The organism is Methanomassiliicoccales archaeon (assembly GCA_038740345.1).
GTDB lineage: Archaea > Thermoplasmatota > Thermoplasmata > Methanomassiliicoccales > UBA472 > JAJRAN01.
Genome location: JAVYMA010000007.1, coordinates 42,518 through 68,183, shown reverse-complemented (window position 1 = coordinate 68,183; position 25,666 = coordinate 42,518). Strand labels below are relative to the sequence as shown.

General features: G+C 49.7%; 26 protein-coding genes and 1 tRNA gene. 10 read left to right on the top strand and 17 right to left on the bottom strand.

Translation table 11 applies throughout. The features are described 5' to 3' along the window. Positions 1 to 38 precede the first annotated feature (38 nt). Positions 39 to 992, top strand: coding sequence for an NDP-sugar synthase (locus QW520_03810; protein ID MEM0448930.1), 954 nt, complete (start codon positions 39 to 41; stop codon positions 990 to 992). 315 nt (positions 993 to 1,307) lie between these two features. Beyond that, entirely contained in the window at positions 1,308 to 2,660 is a 1,353-nt protein-coding gene (gene glmM / locus QW520_03805) for a phosphoglucosamine mutase (protein ID MEM0448929.1), read from the top strand. Here the strand turns inward: glmM (QW520_03805) and QW520_03800 are convergent. From QW520_03800 to mtnA, 5 genes are all read right to left on the bottom strand, one after another. Then, a complete protein-coding gene (locus tag QW520_03800) occupies positions 2,657 to 3,241 on the bottom strand; it encodes a TMEM165/GDT1 family protein (protein ID MEM0448928.1) in 585 nt (194 codons plus the stop codon). The two genes, glmM (QW520_03805) and QW520_03800, sit on opposite strands and share 4 nt — an antisense overlap. Positions 3,242 to 3,293: 52 nt before the next feature. Next, positions 3,294 to 3,677 (bottom strand): translation initiation factor IF-5A, encoded by a 384-nt coding sequence (locus tag QW520_03795; protein ID MEM0448927.1) that lies wholly within the window; start codon positions 3,675 to 3,677, stop codon positions 3,294 to 3,296. Positions 3,678 to 3,796: 119 nt separating this feature from the next. Further along, positions 3,797 to 4,891, bottom strand: coding sequence for a ribosomal biogenesis protein (locus QW520_03790; protein MEM0448926.1), 1,095 nt, complete (start codon positions 4,889 to 4,891; stop codon positions 3,797 to 3,799). Continuing rightward, entirely contained in the window at positions 4,888 to 5,541 is a 654-nt protein-coding gene (locus QW520_03785) for a class II aldolase/adducin family protein (protein ID MEM0448925.1), read from the bottom strand. Before QW520_03785 ends, QW520_03790 begins: the two co-directional genes overlap by 4 nt. Further along, positions 5,538 to 6,545, bottom strand: a complete 1,008-nt coding sequence (gene mtnA / locus QW520_03780; protein MEM0448924.1) for an S-methyl-5-thioribose-1-phosphate isomerase — start codon at positions 6,543 to 6,545, stop codon at positions 5,538 to 5,540. Before mtnA ends, QW520_03785 begins: the two co-directional genes overlap by 4 nt. 128 nt (positions 6,546 to 6,673) lie before the next feature. On the opposite strand from mtnA, the gene QW520_03775 reads away from it, so the two are divergent. Both QW520_03775 and QW520_03770 read left to right on the top strand, forming a co-directional pair. Next, positions 6,674 to 7,423, top strand: a complete 750-nt coding sequence (locus tag QW520_03775) for an ArsR family transcriptional regulator (protein MEM0448923.1) — start codon at positions 6,674 to 6,676, stop codon at positions 7,421 to 7,423. A gap of 78 nt (positions 7,424 to 7,501) precedes the next feature. Then, positions 7,502 to 7,723 carry a hypothetical protein gene (locus QW520_03770; protein ID MEM0448922.1) on the top strand — a complete coding sequence of 74 codons (222 nt, stop codon included), beginning with the start codon at positions 7,502 to 7,504 and terminating at the stop codon, positions 7,721 to 7,723. Positions 7,724 to 7,813: 90 nt separating this feature from the next. On the opposite strand, the gene QW520_03765 is transcribed toward QW520_03770, so the two are convergent. From QW520_03765 to QW520_03750, 4 genes are all read right to left on the bottom strand, one after another. Beyond that, entirely contained in the window at positions 7,814 to 9,763 is a 1,950-nt protein-coding gene (locus QW520_03765; protein ID MEM0448921.1) for a hydantoinase/oxoprolinase family protein, read from the bottom strand. 168 nt (positions 9,764 to 9,931) lie between these two features. Next, positions 9,932 to 10,483: a HEAT repeat domain-containing protein gene (locus tag QW520_03760; GenBank protein ID MEM0448920.1), complete on the bottom strand. Its 552-nt coding sequence runs from the start codon at positions 10,481 to 10,483 to the stop codon at positions 9,932 to 9,934. 42 nt (positions 10,484 to 10,525) lie between these two features. Then, positions 10,526 to 10,717 (bottom strand): hypothetical protein, encoded by a 192-nt coding sequence (locus tag QW520_03755; GenBank protein MEM0448919.1) that lies wholly within the window; start codon positions 10,715 to 10,717, stop codon positions 10,526 to 10,528. Positions 10,718 to 10,815: 98 nt separating this feature from the next. Further along, positions 10,816 to 10,888: transfer RNA gene (locus QW520_03750), tRNA-Val, on the bottom strand. A 177-nt stretch (positions 10,889 to 11,065) separates the two neighbouring features. On the opposite strand from QW520_03750, the gene QW520_03745 reads away from it, so the two are divergent. Continuing rightward, positions 11,066 to 11,329 (top strand): hypothetical protein, encoded by a 264-nt coding sequence (locus QW520_03745; protein MEM0448918.1) that lies wholly within the window; start codon positions 11,066 to 11,068, stop codon positions 11,327 to 11,329. A 24-nt stretch (positions 11,330 to 11,353) separates the two neighbouring features. Further along, complete coding sequence (locus tag QW520_03740) at positions 11,354 to 12,334, top strand: bifunctional N(6)-L-threonylcarbamoyladenine synthase/serine/threonine protein kinase (GenBank protein ID MEM0448917.1); 981 nt, start codon at positions 11,354 to 11,356, stop codon at positions 12,332 to 12,334. On the opposite strand, the gene QW520_03735 is transcribed toward QW520_03740, so the two are convergent. Together QW520_03735 and QW520_03730 are read right to left on the bottom strand one after the other, a co-directional pair. Continuing rightward, complete coding sequence (locus QW520_03735) at positions 12,323 to 13,693, bottom strand: DHH family phosphoesterase (GenBank protein ID MEM0448916.1); 1,371 nt, start codon at positions 13,691 to 13,693, stop codon at positions 12,323 to 12,325. The two genes, QW520_03740 and QW520_03735, sit on opposite strands and share 12 nt — an antisense overlap. A gap of 6 nt (positions 13,694 to 13,699) precedes the next feature. Continuing rightward, positions 13,700 to 14,155 carry a 30S ribosomal protein S15 gene (locus QW520_03730; protein ID MEM0448915.1) on the bottom strand — a complete coding sequence of 152 codons (456 nt, stop codon included), beginning with the start codon at positions 14,153 to 14,155 and terminating at the stop codon, positions 13,700 to 13,702. Between the two features lie 249 nt (positions 14,156 to 14,404). On the opposite strand from QW520_03730, the gene QW520_03725 reads away from it, so the two are divergent. Beyond that, positions 14,405 to 15,553, top strand: a complete 1,149-nt coding sequence (locus tag QW520_03725) for a cation:proton antiporter (GenBank protein ID MEM0448914.1) — start codon at positions 14,405 to 14,407, stop codon at positions 15,551 to 15,553. A gap of 161 nt (positions 15,554 to 15,714) precedes the next feature. Here QW520_03725 and QW520_03720 read toward each other — a convergent pair whose 3' ends face one another. The 4 genes from QW520_03720 to QW520_03705 form a co-directional block, all read right to left on the bottom strand. Further along, entirely contained in the window at positions 15,715 to 16,104 is a 390-nt protein-coding gene (locus QW520_03720; protein MEM0448913.1) for an NUDIX domain-containing protein, read from the bottom strand. Then, complete coding sequence (locus QW520_03715; GenBank protein MEM0448912.1) at positions 16,101 to 16,769, bottom strand: fibrillarin-like rRNA/tRNA 2'-O-methyltransferase; 669 nt, start codon at positions 16,767 to 16,769, stop codon at positions 16,101 to 16,103. Before QW520_03715 ends, QW520_03720 begins: the two co-directional genes overlap by 4 nt. 349 nt (positions 16,770 to 17,118) lie before the next feature. Continuing rightward, entirely contained in the window at positions 17,119 to 18,033 is a 915-nt protein-coding gene (locus QW520_03710; GenBank protein MEM0448911.1) for a hypothetical protein, read from the bottom strand. After that, the gene (locus QW520_03705) at positions 18,030 to 20,669 is read right to left on the bottom strand and encodes a PEP/pyruvate-binding domain-containing protein (GenBank protein ID MEM0448910.1); all 2,640 of its coding nucleotides are present in this window, start codon (positions 20,667 to 20,669) and stop codon (positions 18,030 to 18,032) included. Before QW520_03705 ends, QW520_03710 begins: the two co-directional genes overlap by 4 nt. Positions 20,670 to 20,867: 198 nt before the next feature. Here QW520_03705 and QW520_03700 point away from each other — a divergent pair, with 198 nt between their 5' ends. Genes QW520_03700 through QW520_03690 form a run of 3 tightly spaced genes read left to right on the top strand, consistent with a single transcriptional unit; the run spans position 20,868 to position 22,827 of the window. Next, positions 20,868 to 21,644, top strand: coding sequence for an inositol monophosphatase family protein (locus tag QW520_03700; protein MEM0448909.1), 777 nt, complete (start codon positions 20,868 to 20,870; stop codon positions 21,642 to 21,644). Then, on the top strand, positions 21,641 to 22,456 hold the full coding sequence (locus QW520_03695) for an NAD(+)/NADH kinase (GenBank protein ID MEM0448908.1): 816 nt from the start codon (positions 21,641 to 21,643) through the stop codon (positions 22,454 to 22,456). The genes QW520_03700 and QW520_03695 overlap by 4 nt, the downstream gene beginning before the upstream one ends. Further along, positions 22,453 to 22,827: a Mov34/MPN/PAD-1 family protein gene (locus QW520_03690; protein ID MEM0448907.1), complete on the top strand. Its 375-nt coding sequence runs from the start codon at positions 22,453 to 22,455 to the stop codon at positions 22,825 to 22,827. Before QW520_03695 ends, QW520_03690 begins: the two co-directional genes overlap by 4 nt. A gap of 278 nt (positions 22,828 to 23,105) precedes the next feature. Here QW520_03690 and QW520_03685 read toward each other — a convergent pair whose 3' ends face one another. Next, positions 23,106 to 24,320 carry a sugar phosphate nucleotidyltransferase gene (locus tag QW520_03685; protein ID MEM0448906.1) on the bottom strand — a complete coding sequence of 405 codons (1,215 nt, stop codon included), beginning with the start codon at positions 24,318 to 24,320 and terminating at the stop codon, positions 23,106 to 23,108. Between the two features lie 8 nt (positions 24,321 to 24,328). Beyond that, positions 24,329 to 25,636: a phosphoglucosamine mutase gene (gene glmM, locus QW520_03680; protein ID MEM0448905.1), complete on the bottom strand. Its 1,308-nt coding sequence runs from the start codon at positions 25,634 to 25,636 to the stop codon at positions 24,329 to 24,331. Between the last annotated feature and the right edge of the window lie 30 nt (positions 25,637 to 25,666).

Genomic DNA, 25,666 nt, shown 5'->3' with positions numbered 1-25,666 from the left:
CCATGTTCTTCTATTCTTCTAAGAAGAGAAGATAGGTAATGAAGGCCGTAATACTAGCTGGCGGACTAGGTACCCGCCTGAGACCGTTAACATATACCGTGCCCAAACCGCTGATCCCTTTGGTGGGCAAGCCTCTGATAGTCCGGATAATCGAGTCCTTGCCCAATAGCGTGGACACGGTGATCTTGGCGGTCAGCTATATGAGAGAAGCTCTGGAGGACTATTTCCGCGTGCACTCCTGCGGAAGGAAGCTGATAATAGTTAATGAGCCTTCACCGCTGGGCACAGGAGGAGCCATAAAAAATGTGGCATCATATCTTGATGAGACCTTCATCGCGCTTAACGGTGATTGCATATCCTCCCTGGACCTGCGCTCCATGGTAAAGAAGCACCGCGAATGCGGGGGGATTGGTACCATCGCATTGTGGAGAGTGGAAGATCCCAGCGCCTATGGCGTGATCCAGATGGATCAGAACCATCGCATACTCGATTTCCAGGAGAAACCGAGGAGAGAGGAAGCTAAATCCAATCTCATCAACGCAGGCTATTATGTATTGGAGCCAGAAATCCTTGACTACATCGGGAAGGGACCCGTGTCCATAGAGCGGGAGGTATTCCCAATGGTGCTGGATTATGGCCTTTTCGGCCATCATTTCACTGGCTATTGGACCGATTGCGGCACTCGGGAGAATTTCCTCGCCGCACAGGCCAAGCTTTTAGAGCTAGAAAGACCTGCTTCCTCCGATTCTAAGGGATGCTACCTAGCACCTTCTTGGGTGCTCTCATCTAATGTCAAAGGGGCGAAGATAGGACCTTTTGCCTGCATAGATGCGGGAGTTATGGTGGGAGAGGGGGCTGAGGTATCCTACTCTTTGGTCATGAAAGGAGCCGCTATCGGGGCCGGATGCATAATTCGCGACTCCATCATCGGACCTGGTTATAAGGTAAATGAGAATGAGAAGGTGGAAGGCGCGATTCTAGCAAATAGATAAGAACCAACCTTATGAGGAAAGCTATCCTCTTTTGCCATTCATCGTGGCACAATTCTACCGCAAAACTTCATGATCATGTTAGGGAGAAACTGGAGTGTAGAACAGCTAGATCAAATATCAGGATTTAGGAGCCGATATTTTTGATCGGGAATTAGCCTAGATAAGTTGAACTTAAAAAAGATCTAAAACATGACACCAAGGTCATTTATTAGATTAGGGGCATCACCATGTTCGGGTTTGCCCAATATAAAGGCAATTCAGCTTAGTTCATAAATACTATGCACTGGTGAAATGATAAATTCAAGGAGTGAGCCGATGGGAAGATTATTTGGCACCAATGGGGTGAGAGGAGTAGTAAACGAAGGTATGAGCGCACAGTTGGCCTTAGATGTGGGTAGGGCCATTGGCACCTTTATGAAAGGAAAGGTCGCCTTGGCCACTGACTGCCGCACCAGCGCTGATATGCTGAAGGCCGCAGTTTCTGCCGGGCTGACATCCGTTGGCTGCGAAGTCCTCGATCTCGGAGTTCAACCCACACCTGTCCTACAATTTTTCGTCAAGAGGCGTGAAGTCTCTGGAGGTGTGATGATCACGGCATCGCACAACCCTCCGGAATTCAATGGCATCAAGGCCATTGATTCAGATGGTACGGAGATGCCTAGGGAAAAGGAGGAGGAGATAGAGAGTATCTATTTTAGAAAGGCCTTCGACACGAAGGATTGGAGAGCTCTCGGAGGGATTCGGGCTACTTCAAGGGCTGAGGTCGATTACATAAATTCCATCCTGCAACAGGTTGAAGGGGAGCATATTGCCAAGTTAAAGCCGAAGGTAGTGTTGGACTGCGCTAACGGGGCAGGTTCTCTCGTATCACCGTTTTTATTGCGCAGGCTGGGTGCGAGAACCGTAACGTTGAACTGCAATCCCGAAGGTACTTTTCCTGGACATCCTTCCGAGCCTACGCCAGAGAATCTGCGGGATTTGATGAATTTGGTAAAAGAATCAGGTGCGGATTTGGGCGTGGCGCACGATGGGGATGCTGATAGGGCGATCTTCGTCGATGAGAAGGGTGAATACGTTTATGGCGATAGGAGCCTTGCACTAATAGCCTCTATAATGGTAGAGGAGAATGGCGGTGGCAAAGTGGTAACGCCTGTCTCCACCTCCCAGTGCGTGGAAGATGCAGTCAGGAATGCTGGGGGGGAGGTCATTTATACAAAAGTAGGGGCGCCCATAGTGGCGCGGAAGATGATGGAGGTGGGAGCTGTTTTCGGCGGAGAGGAGAACGGGGGGCTTATCTTCCCTAGGCATCAGTTTTGCCGCGATGCGGCCATGAGCTTGGCTAAAATGCTAGAGATAATAACTTCGAAAGGACCACTCTCTTCCTTATTAGCAAAGGTACCCTGTTATTACTTGGAGAAAAGGAAATTGCCCTGTCCTGATAGCAAGAAGGAGGAGGTGCTGCGCGGCGTTTGCCAATCCTTTGCCTCCAATCGCATGGATTGCACAGATGGAGTGAAAGTCTATTTTGAAGGGGGCTGGACGCTTATCAGGCCATCAGGCACTGAACCAATCTTCCGTGTATACACAGAAGGAAGGGACAAAGAAACAGCCAAGCGACTAGCTGATAAATGCGAGATGGTGGTAAAAGAGCTCCTTGATGAAACCTAAAGCAGATCCAGACCTAATGCGCCCTGGATTAGGAACAGCAGACCAAAAGCCACGAACACCAACGCGCTTCCGTACCTCACATATTTCTCTGCAACCCTCTTGCCAATCTCTCTCCCCAAAAACACACCAACAAAGGTGACCAAGGCGAATGCCGCTACCGCACCAATCAGCACCTCGATCACGGCCCCATACTGAGCAGAGAGCGCTATGATGGAGAGCTGTGTCTTGTCTCCCATTTCCATGATCGCCATCAACGCGAATATACCACCGAACGCGCCTAAGGCATCAATGCGCCCATTCTCCGCCTCTTCCTTTTCGGCCCGCAGCAACGTCGCCAAGCCGAAGACTAAAAACAGAATACCGGCCACTATGGATATCCATGCAGCAGGAGCGAGGCCGTATAATACCTTACCAATCAATACGCCGACCACCGAGACCAGAGATAAAGCCAACAAGGATGCGGAAAATACCAGCTTCTGTGAATGCTTGGAAGAAAGAGCTATCACTGTTATCATGGTCTTGTCCCCCAGCTCCGCCAATACGATGAGTGCAAAGGCGCCGAGGAAGGGGGCTAATTCCATTCAGTCACTCTGTTCCCAAGATAAGATCAGATGTTTTCAGGAGCACTCTCCATCATACCTGAATTATCTTGCGCCTTCCCATGGCGATCATATAAAGGACTTCCTCTCCAGGCTGGAGCTTCCCCTTGAACTCGTCGGTCAAGGGTAAGGAAAAATTCTCGAAATTCTCCAGATCCATGAGCTGCACTTCATCCCCCATGATTGCCAGTATTTGTGCCTTCCGCTTGTCTATCATCGGGACCTGAACCTTATGGGTCACTGGGTGCACGATGCTCCGCTTCTTCTCATCGAATAGCCCTACGGCATCTATTCGCGCCTTGGCCTCACCATGCTTCCCAGGTTTTGAGGTGGTGATGGAAAGGATCTTGCATGGCTCATCATCGATTACTATGAATCTGCCCTCCTTGAGCTCCCTCACTTCAGCTTGTGACCACATGTTAATCCGCTCAGGGAAGTGTGCATATATTTATATAGTTTATCTCCACCAACAAAATAAACTGGCAGAGGCATCACAAATTACTAGCAACCAATGCACAAGTGTTATTTTTCTCAGCCTTACATCCCTCTTTTGTATTTGCCGCTACCATGTCGCCTCCCGCTCGTCTCCCTCTTGCCTTCTTTTTTGGGGGTCTTTTTGGGTGGGTTGGGATATTTCCTTTTGATTTCTTCCACTCTACACTCAAGCTCTTCTACCAATCTATCGCCTATGAACTCCCCCTTGTAGAAATCCACTCTCGCCGCGATGGTGGCCTTGGAGGCAAGAGAGCGTGCCATCTTACCCCTTTGCCAGTAGGGAGCTTTATGCACCAAGGGATGCTGGAAGATGATACCATGCTTGGGTGGTGACTTACCTGAGCGTAGATGCATGAACATGGCCTTTTCCGCCCCTAAAAGCTGCATCGTCGATGAAGGTAGCTTGGCTAGGCGCTCCAATCCCCCCGCCAGCGATATTAGTCTAGCACCTAGATTGGGGGACATGAGCTTGCTAAGATTAGGTGCGTGGCGCTCCATGCCCTTCCGGACATATTCATCCAATCTCGCCTTAGCTTGGTACAATTCGCTAATGATCAGTGCCAACTCTTGAATGGCGGAGATATCCTCTTGTAGCATCTCCGCTCCCACTGATTCCAGTTTAAATTCAAGCGAGTCGAGTATGCGCTCGCGTGCACCGTATTTACCGATAAGCTCTGCATATCTCTCATCCTTGGCATAATCCGCAAGCTCGGGAAAATGAAGTCCATACCACTCATGCAGGCGCTCGGACATGACATTAATTGCTTCGGTGAGATCGTCGATAGCTCTTATGGCCTGCATCAAAGATTTGTCGGAAGGGAGAGGCTCGCGTGTCCTCATCTTTCCCAATTCTACCATTACCGCCTGCATCAAATTCATGTCGTATCCATAATCCTCGGCCTTTATATGGGAAGCATCGTAGACTTCTGGCCTGCCTAGCTTTGAGAGCCTGGCATCCGCGACATGAAGGCGCTTAACACCTTCGGCTAAACGCTCTTCTTCTTCTAAAATCCCCCCGCGCTGCACCGTTGCGAGTCTGCTAGCGATCGCCTTGGCGTCCTTTTCGAACAAAACATGCCTTTTGACCTTGCCCTTATCACAAAGAAAAACTCCGAACCATTTGGTTACTAGAATCATCGATACACCTGTCCGTCCTTTTTCATTAAGACGAGGAGCTCCTGGACCTGGGAAGGGCTCAAGGCTTTTGTTCCTCCCGAAATTTGAGACAGCACCTGAAGCTGGGCTAGGAATTCAAGGGTCTCCATGCGGTAATAGGCCTCAGCTAAATCTTTTCCCACTGTCACCGCTCCATGATTCTCCAATAAGAAAGAATGTCTTCCTTTCATAGCTGACCTTATGTTCTCCATCAGGCCCTCAGTTCCAGGCATGGAGTAGGGAATAAATGCCACTTCTCCCAGATAGATGAGCCCTTCTGGCGTGAGATCAGTCCTGACTGTTGTGCCTGAGCAAGCCAACAGAGTGCAGAATAGGGGGTGGGCGTGCACCACTCCCCCGATATCCTCTCTCTCCCGGTAGAATGCGAGATGGAAGGGCGTTTCCATGGATGGCTCACCCCCAGACATGACTTTTCCTTCTTTAATGCTCATTCGCACCAGTTCATCTGTGCTAAGATCTCCCTTACATCTTCCTGACGGGCTGATCAATAAGGTGTTTTCATCTACCCTTGCAGATATGTTCCCTGATAGGCCAGTTACCAATCTTTTCTCGTAAAGGAGCCTTCCGAATCTCACCATCTCGCTTCGCACCTCCCCCTCGGCTCTTCTCATTCCATGTCCCCCCTCACCTTTTGGACATCTTGGGGCCGGAGCACTCCCATCTCGGTGATGTAGCCAGTAACATATTTGCACGGGGTAATGTCAAAAGAGGGATTCAAGGCCCTGCTCCCCTTTGGGGCCAGTCGCTTCCCCTCTAATTCATTGACTTCCTCTTCGCCTCGTTCTTCTATCACTATCCCTTCACCATCTCTCAGGGAGAGGTCGAAAGTGGAAATAGGTGCAGCCACGTAGAAGGGTATGCCCAACTCCTTGGCCAACACCGCCTTCTCAAAAGTGCCTATTTTATTGGCGAAGTCCCCATTGGCGGCGATGCGATCCGCTCCCACGATAACCATATCCACGCCTAAGCGCATAAAGTGGCCTGAAGCAGAGTCCACTATGATACGATGAGGTATGCCTTCATTTACCAGCTCAAAGGCAGTGAGCTTCATACCTTGCAGCCGAGGTCGGGTCTCGGACACGTACACAAAAACCTCCTTCCCCGCGCGCCATGCCATTCTTATAGGGGATAAAGCCGTGCCATAATCCACAGTGGCCAAGGCGCCAGCGTTGCAGTGGGTCATAAGGCGATCGCCTGTGTCTATCAACCTTGAACCGTTCTCGCCGATCATACGACACCTGTTAACGATAGAATCGCAATACTCATTAGCCGTTCGTATAGGGTCATCTCCTCTACCGATCCGCGCCAGCATATGGTCCACGGCGAAGAACAGGTCGAAGGCGGTGGGCCTTTGCCTTTTAAGAAGCCAAGCCGCTTCGCTTAGATCCCTCCCATTTATCGCTGCCAGAGCCATGCCGTACGCTGCTGCCACGCCGATGGCGGGAGCGCCCCTAACCGTCATATCCTTGATGGCGTGCGCAACCTCCTCAACCTCTTCAAAATCTACTATTTGGAATGTCTCTGGAAGCAGGCGCTGATCGATCATCCTTACCTTCTGTCCATCCATCCACACCGACCTGTATTCCCTTGGTCCCGCGGGTGTCAATATGCGCAACTGCTCACCATCCCTTATTTCGGGCTTGCATAGAAATAAATTGGTTCCTCTTGGCCAAAGGCCGTGCCTCCTTAGCCTGAGATTATTTATATATTTCACATCACATTCTTTACGCTGCGGGGGAGAGATTGACTGAAAAGAGGACCGAGGCCTTCGATGTCTATTCTACAACGTCAGGCCTCAGGCAGATTTCCAATCCTGTTAGGCAGAAGATATTGAGCGAGCTGCAGCGCCGCGATCTGAGCCTAAGCGAAATCGCTCAATTGACAGGGAAAGCTCAATCCACTCTCTCGGTGCACCTCGATAAGATGGTTAAAGAAGGGCTGATTGGATACCGCGATGATCCTCAGGACAACCGCCGCAAGATTTTCTACCTTGTCTCGAGACCGGTAGGCTCTTCGGTGGTACCACGCGAGGATCTGATGAAGCATGTGGAGATCACCATAGCCAGGAGCATTGGCTCTCCCAGCACTTTCCTGAAAGGGGTCATCCGCTCCATAGTGATCGGGATGGAGGCCATAGGTTTCAACATGGACCCTGTACTGAAGGACATCGGCAGGCAGATCGGCAAGGAGATTTCCAAACGCATGAAGTCGAACAATGTCGAAGGCATAATAAGTGAGGTCAAGGAATTCTTTAAAGTGCACGAGCTGGGCGAGGTAAACGTCTATGCTCTGCACCCCGTAACGCTCATCATCAAGGACGAATACGATTGCTCCAAAGCGCCGGATGTGGGTAGAACTCTCTGCCTCATGAACGAAGGGATCCTGGAAGCCATATTCGAAACGAGAATGGGTATGCCAGCAAGAGTCACGAAGGCCGAGACCTTCGGCTCTAACTTTAATTTTTGCAAATACGTGATAGAGCCAGGCTTATAACGCAGAGAGGTTCAAGGAAAGGGCCGCCACTGTAAATCATTATAATCTTGGTTCACCCATCCTCTGCTGAGGAATAAGATGCCAAGTCTCTACGAGATGTTCGAAGAGATAGACGATGAGCTGCTCTTCATCCTGGACTGTGTGAGCGCCATTAAGGACATGGTGGAAAAAGGGCAGAAGAAGAAGGCGCTTGAGGCGCTGGAGGAGCTCGAGGAGGAGATTGAAGAATTCCTGTCCATGCCCGTGGAGGAGGGCGACGAGCTGGAAGAGGAAGAGAGCATGGATGATGAGGAGGATTGAACTTAATTTTAAACAGATTTATAGCTACCCATTTTTCGGTTAGGATTCTTTGGCTCGCTCTCGCTTCTTTAGTAGTAGCGCCTAGGCTCATCATTTCTTATCCAAGAGAGGCTTGGCCGTTCCGACTGCCCTGACGATAATGAAGTTGATGAATTTCATCTCTTTTCCGTAGCCATCGCAGAATTTACGGTCTATCTGCTCCACTTTGATCCTGATATCCTCCACCCGAGAGCGCTCCAGCCTTTCTCTCACGTATCTCTCTGCCAAGGAACGGGCTGATTCCAAAGCCTCTCCAAGGTGTCTGTATTCAGCAGGCGAACCTTGCTGAGAGAAGACGATGAACTTATCATCACGGGGATACACCTCCACCGAGATCGATTCCGAGATGAGGCTGCAGACCGCCCCCACCGCATTACCCACATCAAAGTTCGGTGGGATCACGACCTGGGCCTCCATCCTGTTCTGCAAAGGTTTCACTAATATTTGGGCAGGCGCACCAACCCCCACTATGGGGCGATCCAGGCGCGCCCGTAGGGACAAATGCTTGAAGACCCCCTCTCCTGCTGCAGCATGCAGCAGCTGCTCTGTGGCTAGGGAGAAGGCTGGCACTCCGTATTCATCGCTCACGGTCTTAAGAATCACTTCTTCTCCCACGCGAGTTATCACTCGCTCCATGATACGCTGGGCAAGTCTATCTGGACGCTCATCCATCTTTGAGGCGAGAAGCTCAAGGCCGATGCGAGAGGCCTCCTTATCCCCGATCACAAAGTCCCCGTTAAGATGCATGATGTCCGTGGGAGTAAGACCTGTCCTTAGAACATTGCCTCGGGCCATCAAGCTCATCAAGGTGTCCTTAATCAGCACTACCTCAGGCACCCCATCCATGGTTTCGAAGAGGCTGCGCGGCCCCTGGCGGGAAATATAACTATAGACTAAGCTCTCTCTCTCAGAGAGGTTAGTGAGGTTCCCGCTTCCTGGCACGTAAAAGGTGGTGTCGCCTTCCTTAAGCATGGCTTCTTTGAAGTCCTTGCGCATGAGAGAAGCTATGGCCAGAGGGACAACCCTATCAGGACCTATGATCAGATCTCCATTGTCTCCCATGCGAATAGCTGAGTCCCCGCCCAATCCGCACGTCCACATATCCAAGGCTTTGACTCGCGTCCTCCATTTGCCCACCATGGCGCCCTCGAAATTGATGCGGGGAAATCCATTATCAAGGTATGCGATATCTGTGGATGTACCTCCGACATCCACCAAGATGCAAGTATCAAGGCCGGACAAAACCTTTGCACCCATCAGGCTCGCCGCCGGGCCGGAGAGAATGGTCTCCACCGGCCTCTCCATCGCCGCCTCGATGGTCATGAGCCCCCCATCCCCCTTGAATACCAATATGCGCGCCTGTATGCCTTTTTTCTCTAAAGATGATTTGATGGATGATAGGAAATTGTTGATGATCGGCAGTAGTTTGGCATTCAGGATGGCGGTCACGGTCCTTTCCTTTATGCCCAGCTCTCCCGTCAGTGAATGCCCCGTCACCACAGGAAGTGAGGTCATCTCCCTCACAGCTTGAGCCGCCTCCTCCTCTTGCCATGAGTTATATACTCCGAATATGCAGGACACCACCACCGCATCCACACCGCGGCTGACCTCTCGGATAGCCTCCTTCAGCTCTTCCCTATCCATGGGCTCTACCATCCGACCCAGGGAATCGAAACCTCCTTTGATGAAGCGAGACCTTTTACAAGGCAAATCCCAATCCTTCTCTGGATGCCAACCTATGCCTATCAGGCCTACTTCCCCGCCTCTGCCTTGAAGTATAGAATTGGTGGCCAGGGTGGTAGAGAGACCTACTAAGCTGATGTTCTCCTTCTCAAAGCCTCCTTGTCCTAGGATACCATCGATGGCTCCCAGGATGCCGATTGAAAGATCCTGGTAGGTGGTAGGAGACTTTGCTTTAGCGATAACATTTCTTGAATCGAGATCAACTATGACGGCGTCTGTATAGGTTCCGCCTGTGTCGATGCCCAGACCTAGCTTCATTAAATCACCTGAGCGCTTTGATAATGATGGAGTGAGGGAATGCAACGCTTATTATATAACGATTGTTTGAATTTTATTTTTGAAGATTTATTTTCTGTTCCCAAGGGTCTAAATGACATGTATGGTAAAACAAAGTTTAGCCATAAACCCAATATCTAAATGGCAACATCACTCCTCAATATGTATAGCGGTTAGACGTTCCAGGGCGTAGGAAGCGCTCTTCTGGACGAGGAGACTACGATCATTCAGCAATCGCCTCAAATGAGCTAGGGAGGATATCTCTCCGATCTGCAAGCGCTCAGCCAGCCTACCCAGTGCCCATGCTGCCATTCCTCTCACTGAAGCTGAGAGATCGTACAGCAGCTTGTTGAGGGGCTCGATCTCCTCTTTCCCACCGATGCCGATGCCTGCCAACTCGCCCAGCGCCCATGCCGAATTTTCTCGGATCTCCTCATCATCGTCGGATAATAGATAAATAATCTGCTTCAGTGGATATTCTCCTCTTACCTTGTTCTGTGCTAATTTTCCCAGGCCCCATATTGCTAAGCCTCTTTCCTGCGGGCATTCTGAGGCGAGGGCATTAACAAGATAGGGAATGGCCTTCGAATCCACCGCTTTCTCCTTGAGGAGCCCTTGCAAACGCTCCAGAGCAGCTATCCTTCGCTCCTTTTGCTCGTGACCGATCTCTTCCAGGAGCGGCGTCAAATTTTCTTGGCTCACGTGCTCACCGAAATGCTCACCATAATTGTATACAAGGGTTTCTCAATCTTCTTTGTTCTGCACTTTAGGCCTTTCTTTATAGAAATCGCAGGTGGCATAATCTTCTTGCCCGCGGCACATTTCATAGTCCTTCAGGTGAAGCACATCCAACCTTATCCTCCTAGCCTTGCAGCTGGCACAACGCCCGTCTGCTGCATGCCAAAGGCATGGTCTTTTTTCTATCAAGGCGTTCACCTCGTCCCAACCGATTTGCGGAGAAATAAGCCTGACGGAAAATATGGCCGATTATGTTCAGATAATAAATAATAAAAAAATCCTAAAGGGAAATGCAGTGGGCTCAGCCAGATTCGAACTGGCGAACTTCTGCGTGTCAAGCAGACGTCATAACCACTAGACCATGAGCCCTTCTGGGATTTGCCGTAATACCTTCGATACTATATGCCTTTCGCCGCATTATGGCCTTGTTGGGATCAATCCAGCAGGTTAAATAAGCCTTTTAGGCATCTCGCAACTCATCTCGTTATGCTGCTGGGGCGCCAACTTTTTTAAGCCCCTTTACTTTACCCTCGAGGGGTTAATGGGATGCCGGAGATTTTGCTGTTCACCAAGCCTGGTTGTCAGAAGTGTGAATGGGTGAAGGAGAGAATACCTGAGAATCTCAAAGTGAGCATCATTAATATGGAGACAGCGGAAGGGATGGCCGAGGCAGCATATTATGAGATCCTCAACAAGCACACGCCCATCCTGGTGGTGGACGATCAGGTGGTGGAGGGAGCGATTAATATAATGGCTCGGCTGAGGCAAATAGCTGGGCTAAGCGTAGCCGACCTTAGCGTTATTTATTAGAGTTCGCCGTTTAACGAGAATTGGATGATCGCGTTAGGCATCGAAGGCACCGCTCATACCGTGGGCGTTGGCATCATGGATGAGGAGGCCAACGTCCTGGCCAATGAGATGTTGATGTATCGCCCTGAGACTGGTGGTATCCATCCACGCGAAGCAGCAAATCATCATGCGCAGAATGTGGTACAGCTAATACGGAAAGCTTTAAGCACGGCCGCAATAAAGGCTGATGAGTTGGACCTTATTGCTTTCTCCCAAGGCCCAGGATTAGGTCCATGCCTTCGGACGGTAGCTACTGCCGCAAGGGCCCTCTCTCTGACTTTAAAACTGCCTATAATAGGAGTCAATCACTGCATAGCTCATTTGGAGATAGGCCGAGCAAAGACCCCTGCTCGAGATCCGGTACTGCTGTACGCCTCTGGGGGCAACACCCAGGTCATAGCCTTCGCTAACAGGCGCTATCGCATTTTCGGTGAGACCTTGGACATAGGAATAGGGAATATGCTAGACAAATTGGGCAGAGAAATAGGTATAGGGTATTATGCTGGCCCCAAGATTGAGCGTTTGGCAAAAGATGGAAAGAAGCTCCTGGAATTGCCCTATTCGGTCAAGGGTATGGATATGGCATTTTCTGGCATACTCACTGCCTGTCTTGGACTTAGGGATGAGGGTGAGAGCCTGGAGGATATTTGCTTCTCTGTCCAGGAGACTTGCTTCGCCATGCTGACCGAAGTTACTGAGAGGGCCATGGCGCATGTGGAGAAGGATGAGGTCCTTTTAGGCGGAGGCGTGGTGCAGAACAAGCGCCTCCAGGAGATGGTGGCGAAAATGGCGCATGAGCGTGGAGCAGAGATGTACGTGCCTGATAGGACACTTTGCGTGGATAATGGTGCCATGATCGCCTGGACTGGCCTGATTATGCATAAGGCGGGTATGAGAATGAGCATGGAGGACACGGTGGTTAATCAGCGCTACCGCACAGATGAGGTGGAGGTCCTATGGCGCTGATGGTCTTTGCTCGACCATCTTGGACCTTTTTTGCTCCTTGATTATTTCATCTAGATTTGTCAGGAATTCCTCTTCTCTTCCCCTAGGGATGGTAGCGCCGCTGGCTATGGCGTGTCCTCCTCCCAGCCCTCCGACCGCTGCAGCCGCTTTACTCATCGCCACGGATAGATCTATCCCTTTCTCTAGAAGCTTATAGGTGGCGCGAGAGGAGACTCTGGTCTTTTCCCCATGGAACGAAAGGGCCACAGTTGGCCTAGTGCAATCGCCAAGGAATTGCATAGTGAGGCCGCAAAGCACGCCTGAAAGTGATGGGTTGGGGCTCTCGAACCATTGCAAGCTATCCATCTTTCTGATGCCGCCTTCGACCACCTTTCTCATACCTTCGATAACAGCCATCCTATATTCATTGCGCAGGCTCTCAGCTACCTTCCTGGCTCCGACATCTCCCAGAGCCATTGCCACGCCGACCCCTTCCTGATCTGTCCTTCCACAAGCGTTGAGCAATTGCGCTAGGTCATCGGCGGTTGTTCCCCAGGATGGGAAGTAATAGCGATCTGTTATCAATTCTTCCATGGCGGATGTGCTACATCCTTGAGATAAAAGACGCAAGGCTATCAATGAACTGAGCTTTCGCCTCTCTGCATCATTCAATTGCGCCCAGGACGCATCTTCTGCTAACCCCGCCTCTCTGAGCAGGGCCATCGCTCCCTGAACGCTTCCAGTTACTCCTATGATATAAGGCTCATAGCCATCGGCCAGACTATCAGCTAGCTTGCCCTCAGGGACCAGCGATCCCCGCCTCAGCTCCAGAATCTTCCTGGAAAGCCCCCCCTCTAAAAGATAGCGATTGACCCCGCTCATTCCTCGGATATGCTGCCGATCACCGACCATGCCCGCAAAGGCGATAGGCAGGAGATCCCAATTCTTCTGGTCTACAGCTAAGGCGAACATCATGCAAACGGCTGCGGCGCAAGCTGAGGTCATTCCATCGATACCGAATAAGTGAGGGTTGACATGAATGACCTTATTCGACAAAGAGGTAGTCACATGATGGTCCAATACTACGACTTTAGCCTCAAGTTTCTCAAGATGGGGTATGAATGAAGATCCCATATCGGCTAAGAGCAGACACTCAGCCCTTTTGCCAACTTTGTTGATCATCTCAGGGTCCAGGGTTTTGGAAAAGCTGAGATGGAAAGAGATACCCCTGCGCCTGAGTGCATTGGCGATTATGCCTGCCGAGGCAAGGCCGTCGGCATCGTAATGTGTCAAAACCCGAACATACTCATGTCTGACTACTTCCTCTGCGGCATCGCTTAGGGTAGAGAGAAAGGGTTTTGGAAGGTTCTCTCCTTCCATCTGCCCTCACTCAAGCAGGAGCTCTGCGTTCTTTAGGCTGTACTCCCAGCTCTGAGGGAGAACCTCCTTTCTCTTGTAGTATTTAACTAGACGGCGGATTTTCGACTCTATCAATTGGAGATTACGCTTATTGGCCATGTCCTTTTTGTTCTCCAGCATATGATTGTTGACGTTAATGGCCCGTCTCATAAGGGCCATTAGATCTTCCGGTATCTCAGGCTTCAAACCATTCTCCTGTAGGATCTCATACATGGTTTTGCCCGTGGCCAATCGGACGCTTGGGACCGCATAGTTATCTCGGAGCACCATTCCAATCTTGGAGGAGGTCATGCCCTCCCTCGCTAGCTTGACCACCGTCTTCTCGATCTCCTCTTTTGACATGGTGACCCATTCTGGATTCTCAGTCACCAATGGTTTAGCGGAAGCAGATTTACCCCTTCTGCGAGCGTGCATCTTTGCCATATGATCATCAATCCTGGAACTCACTTATTAAGGCGTTTGAAACAGTGGCGAAGCGAAAGCCCATTCATGTCCTAATATATAAGTGTTGAGCGTTTCCACCTATCCTTTCTAAGAAAGGCAAAAGACGCAAATTTTATTTCCGTCCAAAGGCTGCGCCTGAAAAAAATGTACCGTTCAATCCGCGACCCGTTGGAAAAGTTCAAGGCTCACGGTTTTGAACCACAGTGAAGGACAGGGATCAGCTTACATATGTTGGACACATGGACTTTAACCGCTCTGCTCGCAGCTGGAATGTTGGCTTCGCTCATTTCTATCCGGGCTGGTGTGACAGTGGCGGTGATTGAGATGGCCTTGGGGATGATTCTAGGGACCGCTTTGGGCTTGAAATCCCTAGAACACCAATGGTGGCTATTCCTGGCTTCATTCGCCAGCGTAACCCTCACCTTCATGGCTGGTTCCGAAACGGACCTCGGTGCCATGCGTAGTAATTTGATGAAGACCATTTTGTTTGGATTGATATCTTTCCTCTCCCCTTTCATGGGTGGCCTGCTGTTCAGTCATCTCGTCCTTGGTTGGGATTTATCGGCCTCTCTCATAGTAGGCGTGGCCCTCTCGTCCACATCGGTGGCCATAGTCTATGTGGTCTTGGTGGAAGGTGGTCTAGCCCATACTGATGTGGGTAAGTTCATTCTCTCAGGTTGCTTCTTCACAGGTTTGGCCACACTTTCTGCCCTCAGCTTGCTCTTCATCTCAGCCAGCTTTATGCTGCTATTGTTCCTGGCTGCTATGGTCACAGCCGCACTTTTCCTCCCCATTGTATTGAGAGAGCTGCATGCTCGCATCCGTGGTCGCTCCGGCGATATCGAGGTGAAGGCGATACTCCTTTCCGTCTTCCTCTTGGCGGCCATGGGTGAGTTGGTAGGGGTGCAGGCGGTTCTGCCTGCTTACATTCTTGGCTTGATCTCATCATCCACCCTAAGCCAGATGCGCGATGCGGTGGGGAAGCTGAAATCCATAACGTTAGTGTTCCTCAATCCTTTTTTCTTCCTCGGAGCAGGCTCTAACGTCTCACTCTTGGCTATGGCATCTGGTGTGATGATCATCGTGGCCCTCTTCCTGGTCAAAGTAGGCTTCAAGTTCATTGGCGTTTATCCACTGGCCAAGAGATACGTGGGGACCAGCGCCCCTTTCGTCACCCTATTGATGGCCACTGGGCTCACTTTCGGCACCATAGCCGCGCAGTCAGGTCTTTCTTATGGGCTATTGACTATCGATCAGTATTCTATTCTTATCGCAGCCATATTAATGAGCGCTATCATACCCACGCTGCTGGCCAGTCATTGGCTCCCCTCTAAGAAAAAGATTAATAGTGAAGGAACTGCGACTGTAGACCGCTGAGAAAAATCGATTAGCAGTGCAACTTAAAATCTTCTATGCTGTCCGTTGCAGAAAGAAGGATTAATTTACAACTCAAAACGCTTGGAAATGCAGAATTAGATCAACAAACCCCTTTTTTGCTCGCCGATTATACAAGCCCCTGAGCGTTGTTATAATCTAACTCATCCGTAAGGCCAATATCTTTCCGATTTTCTTTGCTTATAGAGACGATTCTCCTCCTTAGCCCAAGTCAAAACCGCTTCGTACTCCTCTCTGCTGAAGGCGAGCTTTTCAGGCAAGTTCTCGAATAGATCCCATGACATCTCACTTGGATGGGAATTATCTGGCCAAAAAGCTAGTTCACCGCATACCACCACTCCGTCCCTCTGCGTCTTGCTCGAGATGGGTATGAGGTTGCAGCCGCACTCCTCTTTCAATTCCCGTATTGCCGCTTCCTCGAAGCTTTCATCTTCTTCCACCTTTCCACCCGGCATCTCCCATCCATTCCTCTCAGGATTGAACACCATGACGAATCTTTCCCCTACGAAAGCCACGCAGTAGACCCATTTCATTTCCTTCCCACCACGATCATAGCGTGATCTTTCTCGAATGGCTCCAGTTGTATTAGGTCCTGCACCTCCATCCCTTGTGTTTGGAGATATCTTTTCGCTTCCTCGAATATCTTTAGAGGCTCTCTGGTTACATCCTCCGAGCGAGCTTTGAGTGAGAGCATCCCTGCTGCAGCATTAAAGACTTTCATGGCCTTAACGAAGATGCTGGCTTGTCCCTTCTGAGCGATGTCTTGGTAGATTACATCCACCTTATCCACCAAGAAGAACAAGTCCTGCGGTTTGGTGGCATCCCCTAGTATAGGAATCATGTTGCGGCGACTCTCACAGACCGCTACCAAATCGCGAAAGGAGCGCGGAGAGATTTCCACACAATACACTACTCCGCTGCGAGCGATGTCAGAGATATGGCTGGCCGTTGTACCAGAGGCGGCTCCGAGATACAGCACATGAGAATTTTCTTTAATGGGACAGGCCAGTCCTCCCAATCTAATATACGCTCCAAGCTTGCTTCGTCTCGGCGACCATTCTCTATACTCCACGCCTTCGAATTCTAATACTCTCTCACCATACACGCGGGTGCCTGGGGCTAGATTCCTAGTGAACAGGCTCTCCCCATCCCAATATACCCCTTGAATCCTCGTCTCTATAATCCTGTGCTCTTCCATGTCCTCATTCGATTAAAGGCTAATGGCGAGAGGACTTAAAGAATGGTTGTGAAACATAAAGCCGCAGATGGAAAATGCACGTATATGGGGGTATGCCGATTAGGCTAAACGCATCGAGGAGCTCTAATTGATTTGAGAAAGGCAGCAGAGTCATATTATGACTTGGTTCGCTAGTTTTCTAATTTTTAAGAGACGGTACAAGCATCGTTCCACTTTATGGATTTATATTATAAGCACATCTAGTAAGAATTGACATCCTATTTCCTTAGAAGAGCGACCCTATACCCACAGACTTAGTGAACGAAATAGATGATAGCCTTTCCTGGGTTGCTGATGAGCATCGCTGAACTCATTTCCTTACCAGGTATTCAACGATGCCATAGCCTACCTCATCATCCATGGTGAATTTCGCCAGGCACTCATGCATATGCGAAATCACCTTCCCATCACGTGAAGGGAAGGGCAAGGTCGCCTTGTGCTTTATCACCGACTTAATGCCATGGACATCACCTTCTTTATCATGCAGCGCCATGTATACAGTGTTAGGGCTACCGTCCCTATTATACTCGGTGACGATGTCCGCTCGGACTATGGGCACGTTCTTGCCATCCATATGGATGAAGCCCGCATCCACTTCACCTTTCTCCATGAATAGCTTGGTCAGATTGAAGGCAAAGTGCTCATCGAATTGACAGGTTATCCAAACCCACATCTTGGGGGCGTTCCAATCCCGTACCCCCCATGAATGGTCTCTCTCTCCCAAGGCGTTGAGGTCATAGACACGATTACCTATGTTCAACTTGCCCACGATCTTGCCAAACTGCTCGACGTGCTCTGAAGCTACCGCTTGGGCAATCTTCTCTTTTTCGCCGCTAACACTCTCACGATAATTATATGGCAGATTTAAAGCCGAGAACTCCAAATCGAAGGTAACTGTTTCTTTATCCCCCTCTTTGTGGATTCGGGGAAGCTGGCCCGAAAACTGCAATCTCCACTTCTTCTCATCCTCAATCTTCGTAAATCGGAGGCCTTCAGCGCTGAGCTCGTTGTCTTCCATGACAACGGAGTTCTTAACCCCGAGCACGTGTCCATCAGGCAAGAGCAGGTAACAAAAGATCTCCTTCTCCTTCTTGTTCGGTTTCAAGCCTATGCGCATGAAGCCGCAAATATCCTGCCCGCGATCGTAGAAGTTGAAGTAGAAGCTCTCACTCCACTCCTCTTGGCTTCCGAACTCATGGATGACATCGCTGCTCAAAGAATTCACATCTCCTCTAGGTAAATGACACCTTCATTACCGTCGAGGGTTACCTGCTGTCCTGTCTTTAATATTTTCGTAGCCCCCTTCACCGCCGTGACCGCCGGTAAGCCATATTCCCTCGATACTACGGCCCCATGGGATAATATGCCACCGGTCTCGGTAATCAGTCCCGCGATCTTGGGAAATACTGCGGTCCAGCCAGGATCCGTATTCGAGGTCACGAGGATCTCGCCCTCTTGTACTTCTGAGATATTCTCAATGGACTCCACCACCCTGACCCTGCCTCTGGCCAATCCTGGGCTAGCCGAGGCTCCGGGTAATCTCATCACATTACCTAATTCATACACTGTATCATCGAATTCGAGGTCTCCTCTCAAGAACTTGGGAGGAAGCCTGTTCCTCCAACGCTCGAACTCTCGCCGCCTCGAAGCAATCTTCGATTTGAGCCCCTCTACATTCCTAGGTTGAGAACGAGCCATTTCGAATATCTCTTCCTTGCTAAGGAAGAAGATGTCATCTTGCCTATCAATCCAACCCCTTTCCTTAAATCTGCGCCCATACTCCATGAACAATCGTCTGGTTCGCAACAATATATGGTCTAGGTAAAATCTTTGGTTTTCGCGGAATTGAAGGTAAGTCTGCGCATATTTGATCATCAATCGCATGATGCGTTTACGCACCAAACCCCCCTTCATCCTGCTCACGTGCAGAAGCACTTCTCTTTCCGTGCGCTCCCTCTCCTCTCTCCTCCTTCTCTCCTCCTCTTCCAAGTCCAGGTGTTGAACTTGGACTAGGCTGCGTAGAATATCTACCACCATTGCGGGATCATCTGCCCATCTTGGAAAATAGAGCTCCCTTGTATGCGATCTACAACCATAAAGGACTAGAAATTGCTGAAACTCTTTGCGGAAAGCTTCGAAGCGAGGGTCATTCATCATAACTTCAAGGAATGACGAGGAAGGCAACTTTTCCAGATACTCTTTAATCACAGCTTCGCTCTTGGCTTTGGAGGCCAATGCTGCCAAGGCGATATTGGTTTTGATTGTTTTGTTATCCGGCAGTCCAGATATGAGTTTAGAATACAGCTCCCCATTGTGATCCTGGAGCCAATCCTGTAGCCATCTTTTTAGCATTAGATTAGTTCCTATGGAGTGTGTGACCATTCCATAGCGTATGAGGCGATAGTGCTTGATGAACGCACCCTCTAGCTCCCTGAATACCTCCTCTAAGGCCTGGTCCTGATAATTTTTAAGGTCGTAGCCATCAAAAATCTGGCAATATTCCATGAAACTTTCCGCCCATTTTCTATAGGCCTTATCCGTGCGATTGATCATGCCATCTGGATCCATGACCGCTATCCTTAATTCCGCTAGCAATCTTTTTCCCAAACGTGCCCTAGCATTGGCGATACGATCTTGGTCCTTCAATGGGAAATAATTCAGTAACTCCTTCGTGCGAGAGAATCTTGGGTTATAGCTGAAAACTCCTTCTAAAACCTCGGTGTTGAAGTAAACATGACCCTTGTGGAGGCGTAAAAGCTCGATTTCCGCCAGGTCTCGGTATCCCATGATTCGGGCGCCCTCATGGTTGACGATCTCTGTCAAATAATAACCCAGCCAAGAGAAGAAAAGTGGCGAAGTCACATCTGCCCAATACTCATCACCATAGGCGCGAGTCCAGAGAGTCCCACTTTCTTTATCCAGTGTGGTTATAGGTCTTGATTGCAGTAGATAGATTTTTTCACCTTCGATAGCCCACTCCACATCCTGTGGGCATTGGAAGAAGTCCTCTAGCTTGGCTCCAAGCCGAACCAGCTCCTTAATTTCAGCATCTTGTAAGGAGGGCTCGCCCTGCTTTGCTTCTTCAACCTCTACCGGGCCTCTCATCTGCTCGTCCAAATAAACTGCTTTGGCCTTTCTTGAAATCTCCTTGCTCACGATTCGGCCGTGTCGTCTTTCGCAGCGAAACCGATCTGGAACAACCATTCCTGAGGCTATGCTCTCTCCTAGTCCCCATGAGGATTCGATTATCATCATTCCGTTTTCAGGATCCAGCGGATCCCTAGTGAATAGAATTCCGGATGAGCGGGAGTTCACCATTCGTTGCACTATCACGGCCACACCCCCGATTGTCGCATCCTTGCACGTATTTTTCCTATAAGCTAGCGCCCTCTCGTTGAAATACGATGCCCAGCAGCGCTTCACGTATCGAGGGACATCCTTTACGGTGACGTTCAGATATGTGTCCTGCTGGCCTGCGAAGGATGCCTTGACTAAATCCTCTTCCAGGGCTGAGGAGCGCACAGCCCATAAAGAATCTTCTCCCATGGCTCTAACCTCCTCTTCGAATTCGCTCCTTACCCAAGGTTCAACGTCGGCTTGGGTTATCAGATCTCTAATCTTTCGGGAGGCGGCCTCCAAAGCGCCCTCATCATCGAAGTCGAGATTAGTCAACGTCATTTGGATGATTGGTCCTAATCCCATCTTCTGGAGGAACTTTTCGTAGACCTTAGTGGTTATGACAAACCCTTCTGGAACAGGAAAGCCATTAGATGCCAAAATTGATAGATTGAATGCCTTTGAGCCTACTATGTCCTTTTCTTCAGGCTTTACCTCGCCCAGCTTTAGTGTCTTCCTGTCCATGACCCTCTCATCCCTTTAAAAGTAGATAATCACATCAAAGCCTGAATGCGGTTCGCCAGCATTAAAGGATTGGGGAGACAATAAATCCTTAAACATAATTTGGAATGGCCATTACCTTAAAATGTGAATCTTGATCAATAAATCTCTTGACTGATTGAAATAAACGAAGGATATAAGGAATCGAAGCTTTAATGGTGGATGATGAGCAGCATTTTACATGATATCGCTAAGCTGGTGAGGTCGAGGGAGAGGAGTCTACCGCAGGGATTCGACCGAGGTGAGGAAATCGGCAGGGGGGCCGATGGAAGCCCTACATGCGCTATAGATAAGGTGGCTGAAGACGTCATCTTGGATTATGTGGAGAGTAATGATCTTCCTTACAATGTGCTCTCAGAGGAAGCAGGTTGGGTAGACAGAGGGAAGGATCGAACTTTGGTAGTTGACCCCATAGATGGTACTTACAACGCGATAATGGGAATACCCTTCTATTCCGTTTCTTTGGCCATCGGGAATCGCAGCTTATTGGGAGTTGAGGAGGGCCTTGTGCAAAACCTGGTCACAGGGGATATTTATTACGCGAAGAAAGGACGAGGCGCGACTTTTAACGGGGAGCCGATACATACACGCAAATTCGACAGTAGAAGAAGTGTGTTCCTGGTATATCTTGGCAAATATTCGAGTGCTAGCAATTTTAATTTCGCTAAAAGAGGGATGAGGGCCCGGGCCATGGGCTGCGCCTCTCTTGAAATGTGCATCTTGGCTCAAGGAAGGGCTGATGCCTTTTTCATGGATTGCGAGGTGTATGAACGCTCCATTAGAGTGGTAGACATCGCCGCCTCCGCCCTTATCCTAAGGGAAGCTGGCGGAGAGATACTGGATATGAATGACCGACCATTGGACATGGAATTCGACCTTAAGGCTAGAAGCAATTTCATAGCGTATGGAGATGAAGAGCTGAGGAGGTGGGTGATGTGAAACTAGGTCTGACGGCCAATGTCAACGTTCCAGACGCGCCAAGGCTAGCCCGAATGGTGTGTGAATACCTCGAGGGACAGGAGCTGATATTAGAGGAGGCGATAGCTACTGTGCTAGGCAGAAAAGGGGTCCGAATCGAAGACATGAAGGTCGATGTGATGATTACCATTGGAGGAGATGGTACAATACTTCGAGCGCTGATGCGCAATGAAGCCCCCATTTTTGGCATTAATGCTGGGGATCTGGGCTTCTTGACCGAGATCCAAGAAGATATGCTTGAGGAGGGTTTGGAAAGAGTCATTCGCGGCCAATATCATATTGAGGAGAGGAGCAAACTGCGCAGCGAGTTGGCGGGTAAGCGTCTTCGGGATGCCACTAATGAGGTTGTGGTTCATACTGCACATATTGCTAAACTGCGTCATTTTAGAGTGTTCGTGGACGGAGAGTTGGCCATTGATGTTAAGGCGGACGGCATAATCGTCTCCACTCCTACAGGTTCCACATGTTACGCCATGTCGGTGGGGGCTCCGATTTTGGATCCGAGGGTGGATGCCTTAGTAATAGCGCCCATGGCTCCGTTCAAGTTCGCGGGGCGTCCTACGGTCGTGCCCGCCAATAGCGACATCTCAATTGAGATACAGAGGCCTAAGCCTTGTCTTATAGTGGTGGACGGTCAAGAGGAAGTTTCCATGGAAGGCAACGAGGAACTTCATTTCACAACTTCGGATAAAAAGGCCCGCTTTGTTTCTCTGGGAAGAACCTTCTATACCAAGATGCGAGAGAAGCTTACAGGCGGACCGTGCTGGGCATGAGGACAGTATATGCCATTAAAAGGGATACTCTGCACATGATCAATGAGGCTGCGATCCATACCTATCCCAATGAGTTCTTGGCAGCCCTGAAGGCCGAAAAGGGGGTGATTTCCGAGATAATCGTTCTACCGGGTACGATTCAAGGAGATCACCATAGCATAATGTACATCCATATGCTCCCAGCTGATTATTCCATCGTTGGTTCAGTTCATTCTCATCCCGGCTATAGCAACCTCCCTTCAGAGGCGGATCTTGAATTTTTTTCTTACTTCGGCGGAGTGCATGTTATTACTTGCTTACCTTACGATGAGACAAGCTGGAAGGCCTACAATTCGAATGGAAGAAGGATACCTTTGCAGATCGTTCCTTGAAACATTTGCCTGAATTGATGTGCAAAGAGCAAAGCGCGTAGCGTGGCTCATTTAAATCAAGAATTGTGATGAAATGGAGCCATTGATGTTTTTAACTTTAGCATTCCAAGAATCGCTGAGTAAAACTTGCGTAGATGTGTGTGCGTTTTGATTCATCAAAGCCATGGTGAAGATACTAAAACCGACGCAGGAGTCTTCCTTGCGCGCCTAGGAGCAAAATGCCGGATTTTGAATCGAGGACGAACGCTCTAAAAATTCAATCCATCCGACCGCTGGTATCAGAATATCCTGCTTCCAGGACCGATATTGCCCCTGGCTATGGCACCTGGTCCTATTAGAGATTTCTCCCAGATGATCGTTCCCGGTTCGATCATGGAGTTGATACCGGTCTTGACATCATCTCCCATAACAACTCCTAGTTTTCTCCTCCCAGAATCAAGTGATTTGCCTTTTAGGGATACGCGTACATTTCTGTCATCAAAGCGCAGATTGGCCACTTTGGTCCCAGCGCCAAAATTGCATCGCTCCCCTATGATGCTATCGCCAACATAGTTATGATGGGGTATATGCGATTGGGCCATGATTATAGAGTTTTTAATCTCCACCGATGCCCCCACTCTGACATTAGGCCCAAGGCACGTGCCGCTGCGAATGAAGCAATTGGGTCCTACTTCACAGCCTTTGGATATGTAAACGGGGCCTAGGATGTAGGATCCAGACCGAACCAAAGCTCCGCGCTCTATCACAACGTTACCCTTGACCACTGAGCCTGGTTCTACTTCTCCTTCAACCTTCCTCTCCAATCGAGACATGAAGATTTCATTGGCTTTAAGCAGATCCCAAGGCCTGCCGACATCTATCCAATCACTCGTCAGGCGATAAATAGCCACCCCCTCTCTTTTGGCGATCATTGTCAAGGTGTCGGTTATTTCATATTCTCCTCGTGGCGAGGGTGGCGTGCTCTTTAAACTATCGAAGACATCAGGTTTAAAGATGAAAAGCCCTGCATTAATCAGACTCGAAGGTGGATTTTTTGGTTTCTCTAGGATCCGGATGAGCACTCCTTCCTTTTCCTCAATGACCCCGAAGGAGGAGGGATCTGACACCTCGACCGCCCCCATCACCGTGCGCCCATGATCTTGGAATGCAACCATCATGGAACGAACATCCCTTTCTGAAATCACCACATCCCCATTCACACAGAAAAAAGGCTCATCCATTATCGCCTCAGCATGACTTATGGCATCGGCGGTGCCCCGGCGCTCTTTTTGCTCTAGATAGGTTATCTTAATACCCATTTCCGAGCCATCACCATAGAACTCCTTTATCCTGTTTGACTTCCATCCTACCAGCAATGCTACATCTTTGATTCCTGCGCAGCTCAGTGCCTCTAGAATATGGCTCAGGAAAGGCTTGCCGGCGACCAACAGCAATGGTTTAGGAATGTTGGAGGTCAAAGGTCTTAACCTCGTCCCCTCCCCTGCTGCCAGCACTAGAGCTTTCAAGCCAAGCACCTCCGGATCGTCTCTTCCGCCATCATGCCTAATTTCTTTAGATTCTCTTTCTTCTTGGCTTCCACGGTCATCCTCACCTTCGGCTCGGTCCCCGATATCCTTACCAAAACCCATCCTTCCTCGAACTGAGCTCTATAGCCATCCAGCTCTAACATCTCTTGGAAAGGCAGGGACGCTATGGCTTGGCGGATTTTCATCTCGATCTCGCTTCGTCTTGCGGGTGGGAAGGCGAAAGACTTTCTAATCACTGGATAGAGAGGTATGGAGTCTATCAGCTGCGAGAGTTGCGCCTTTTCGAGTCTTGATAGAAGGAAGGCGGCAGCATAAATCCCATCAGGACAAAAGGTCTGCTTTGGGAAAATGAAGGTGCCAGAAGGCTCTCCTCCAAACTCTGCACCCGTCGTTTTCAGCACTTCGGAAACGTATACATCTCCTACCCTAGTTCTAATGACCCTTTTCTTTACTAGATCATCAAGTACCATCGAAGCGTCTACTGGTGCTACTACTTCTTTGGCTTCTGTAAGGATGGTGAAAAGAGCAAGCAACCTGTCGCCGTCTACGAATCTGCCTCGTTCGTCGAAGGCCACCATGCGGTCACCGTCCCCGTCGTGAGCGATCCCTAACTTCGCGCCTTTCTTGACCACCAAGTGCCTTAGATCCTCTAGATTTTCCTCGGATGGCTCAGAAGGTCTACCGGGGAAGAATCCATCTTCTTGGCAATTCAATCCCACAACAGAGCAGCCCATGCGCCGAAAGAGCAAGGGTGAGACTGAACAAGTGGCACCATTACCGCAGTCTATGACTACTAAAGATGACTCGCTAGCTCCCACAGAATCTAGGATAGATTCAATATGGTCCTCTATCGCCCCTGAATGCGTTCCGATTCTCCCCACCTGCTCCCAACTGACCAATCGCTGCTCCCTTGCTTTGATAAGCTCTTCCACATTGCGCATCTGCTCATTCCCAAAGGCGGATCCATCTGGATTCCACATCTTAACGCCGTTGTATTCAGGAGGATTATGTGATGCCGTCACCATAAGACCAGCATCATATGCTTTCGCGGCCCTGGCTAATGTCGGTGTAGGCAGTGTTCCAGCGTAGGCTACGTCGCATCCCGTGGACATGATTCCCGCTGAAAGCGCAGAACTGACCATGTCCCCACTGCTCCTGGTGTCCTTCGCTAGAAGGATCTTATCGAACATTGAGCCTACCGCTGCACCAATGGAAATCGCCAACTCTGGTGTCACATCCTGGCCGATGATGCCTCTGATGCCTGAAGATCCGAACAATGACATTTGAACGAATGTGAAGCGCTAGTACCTATG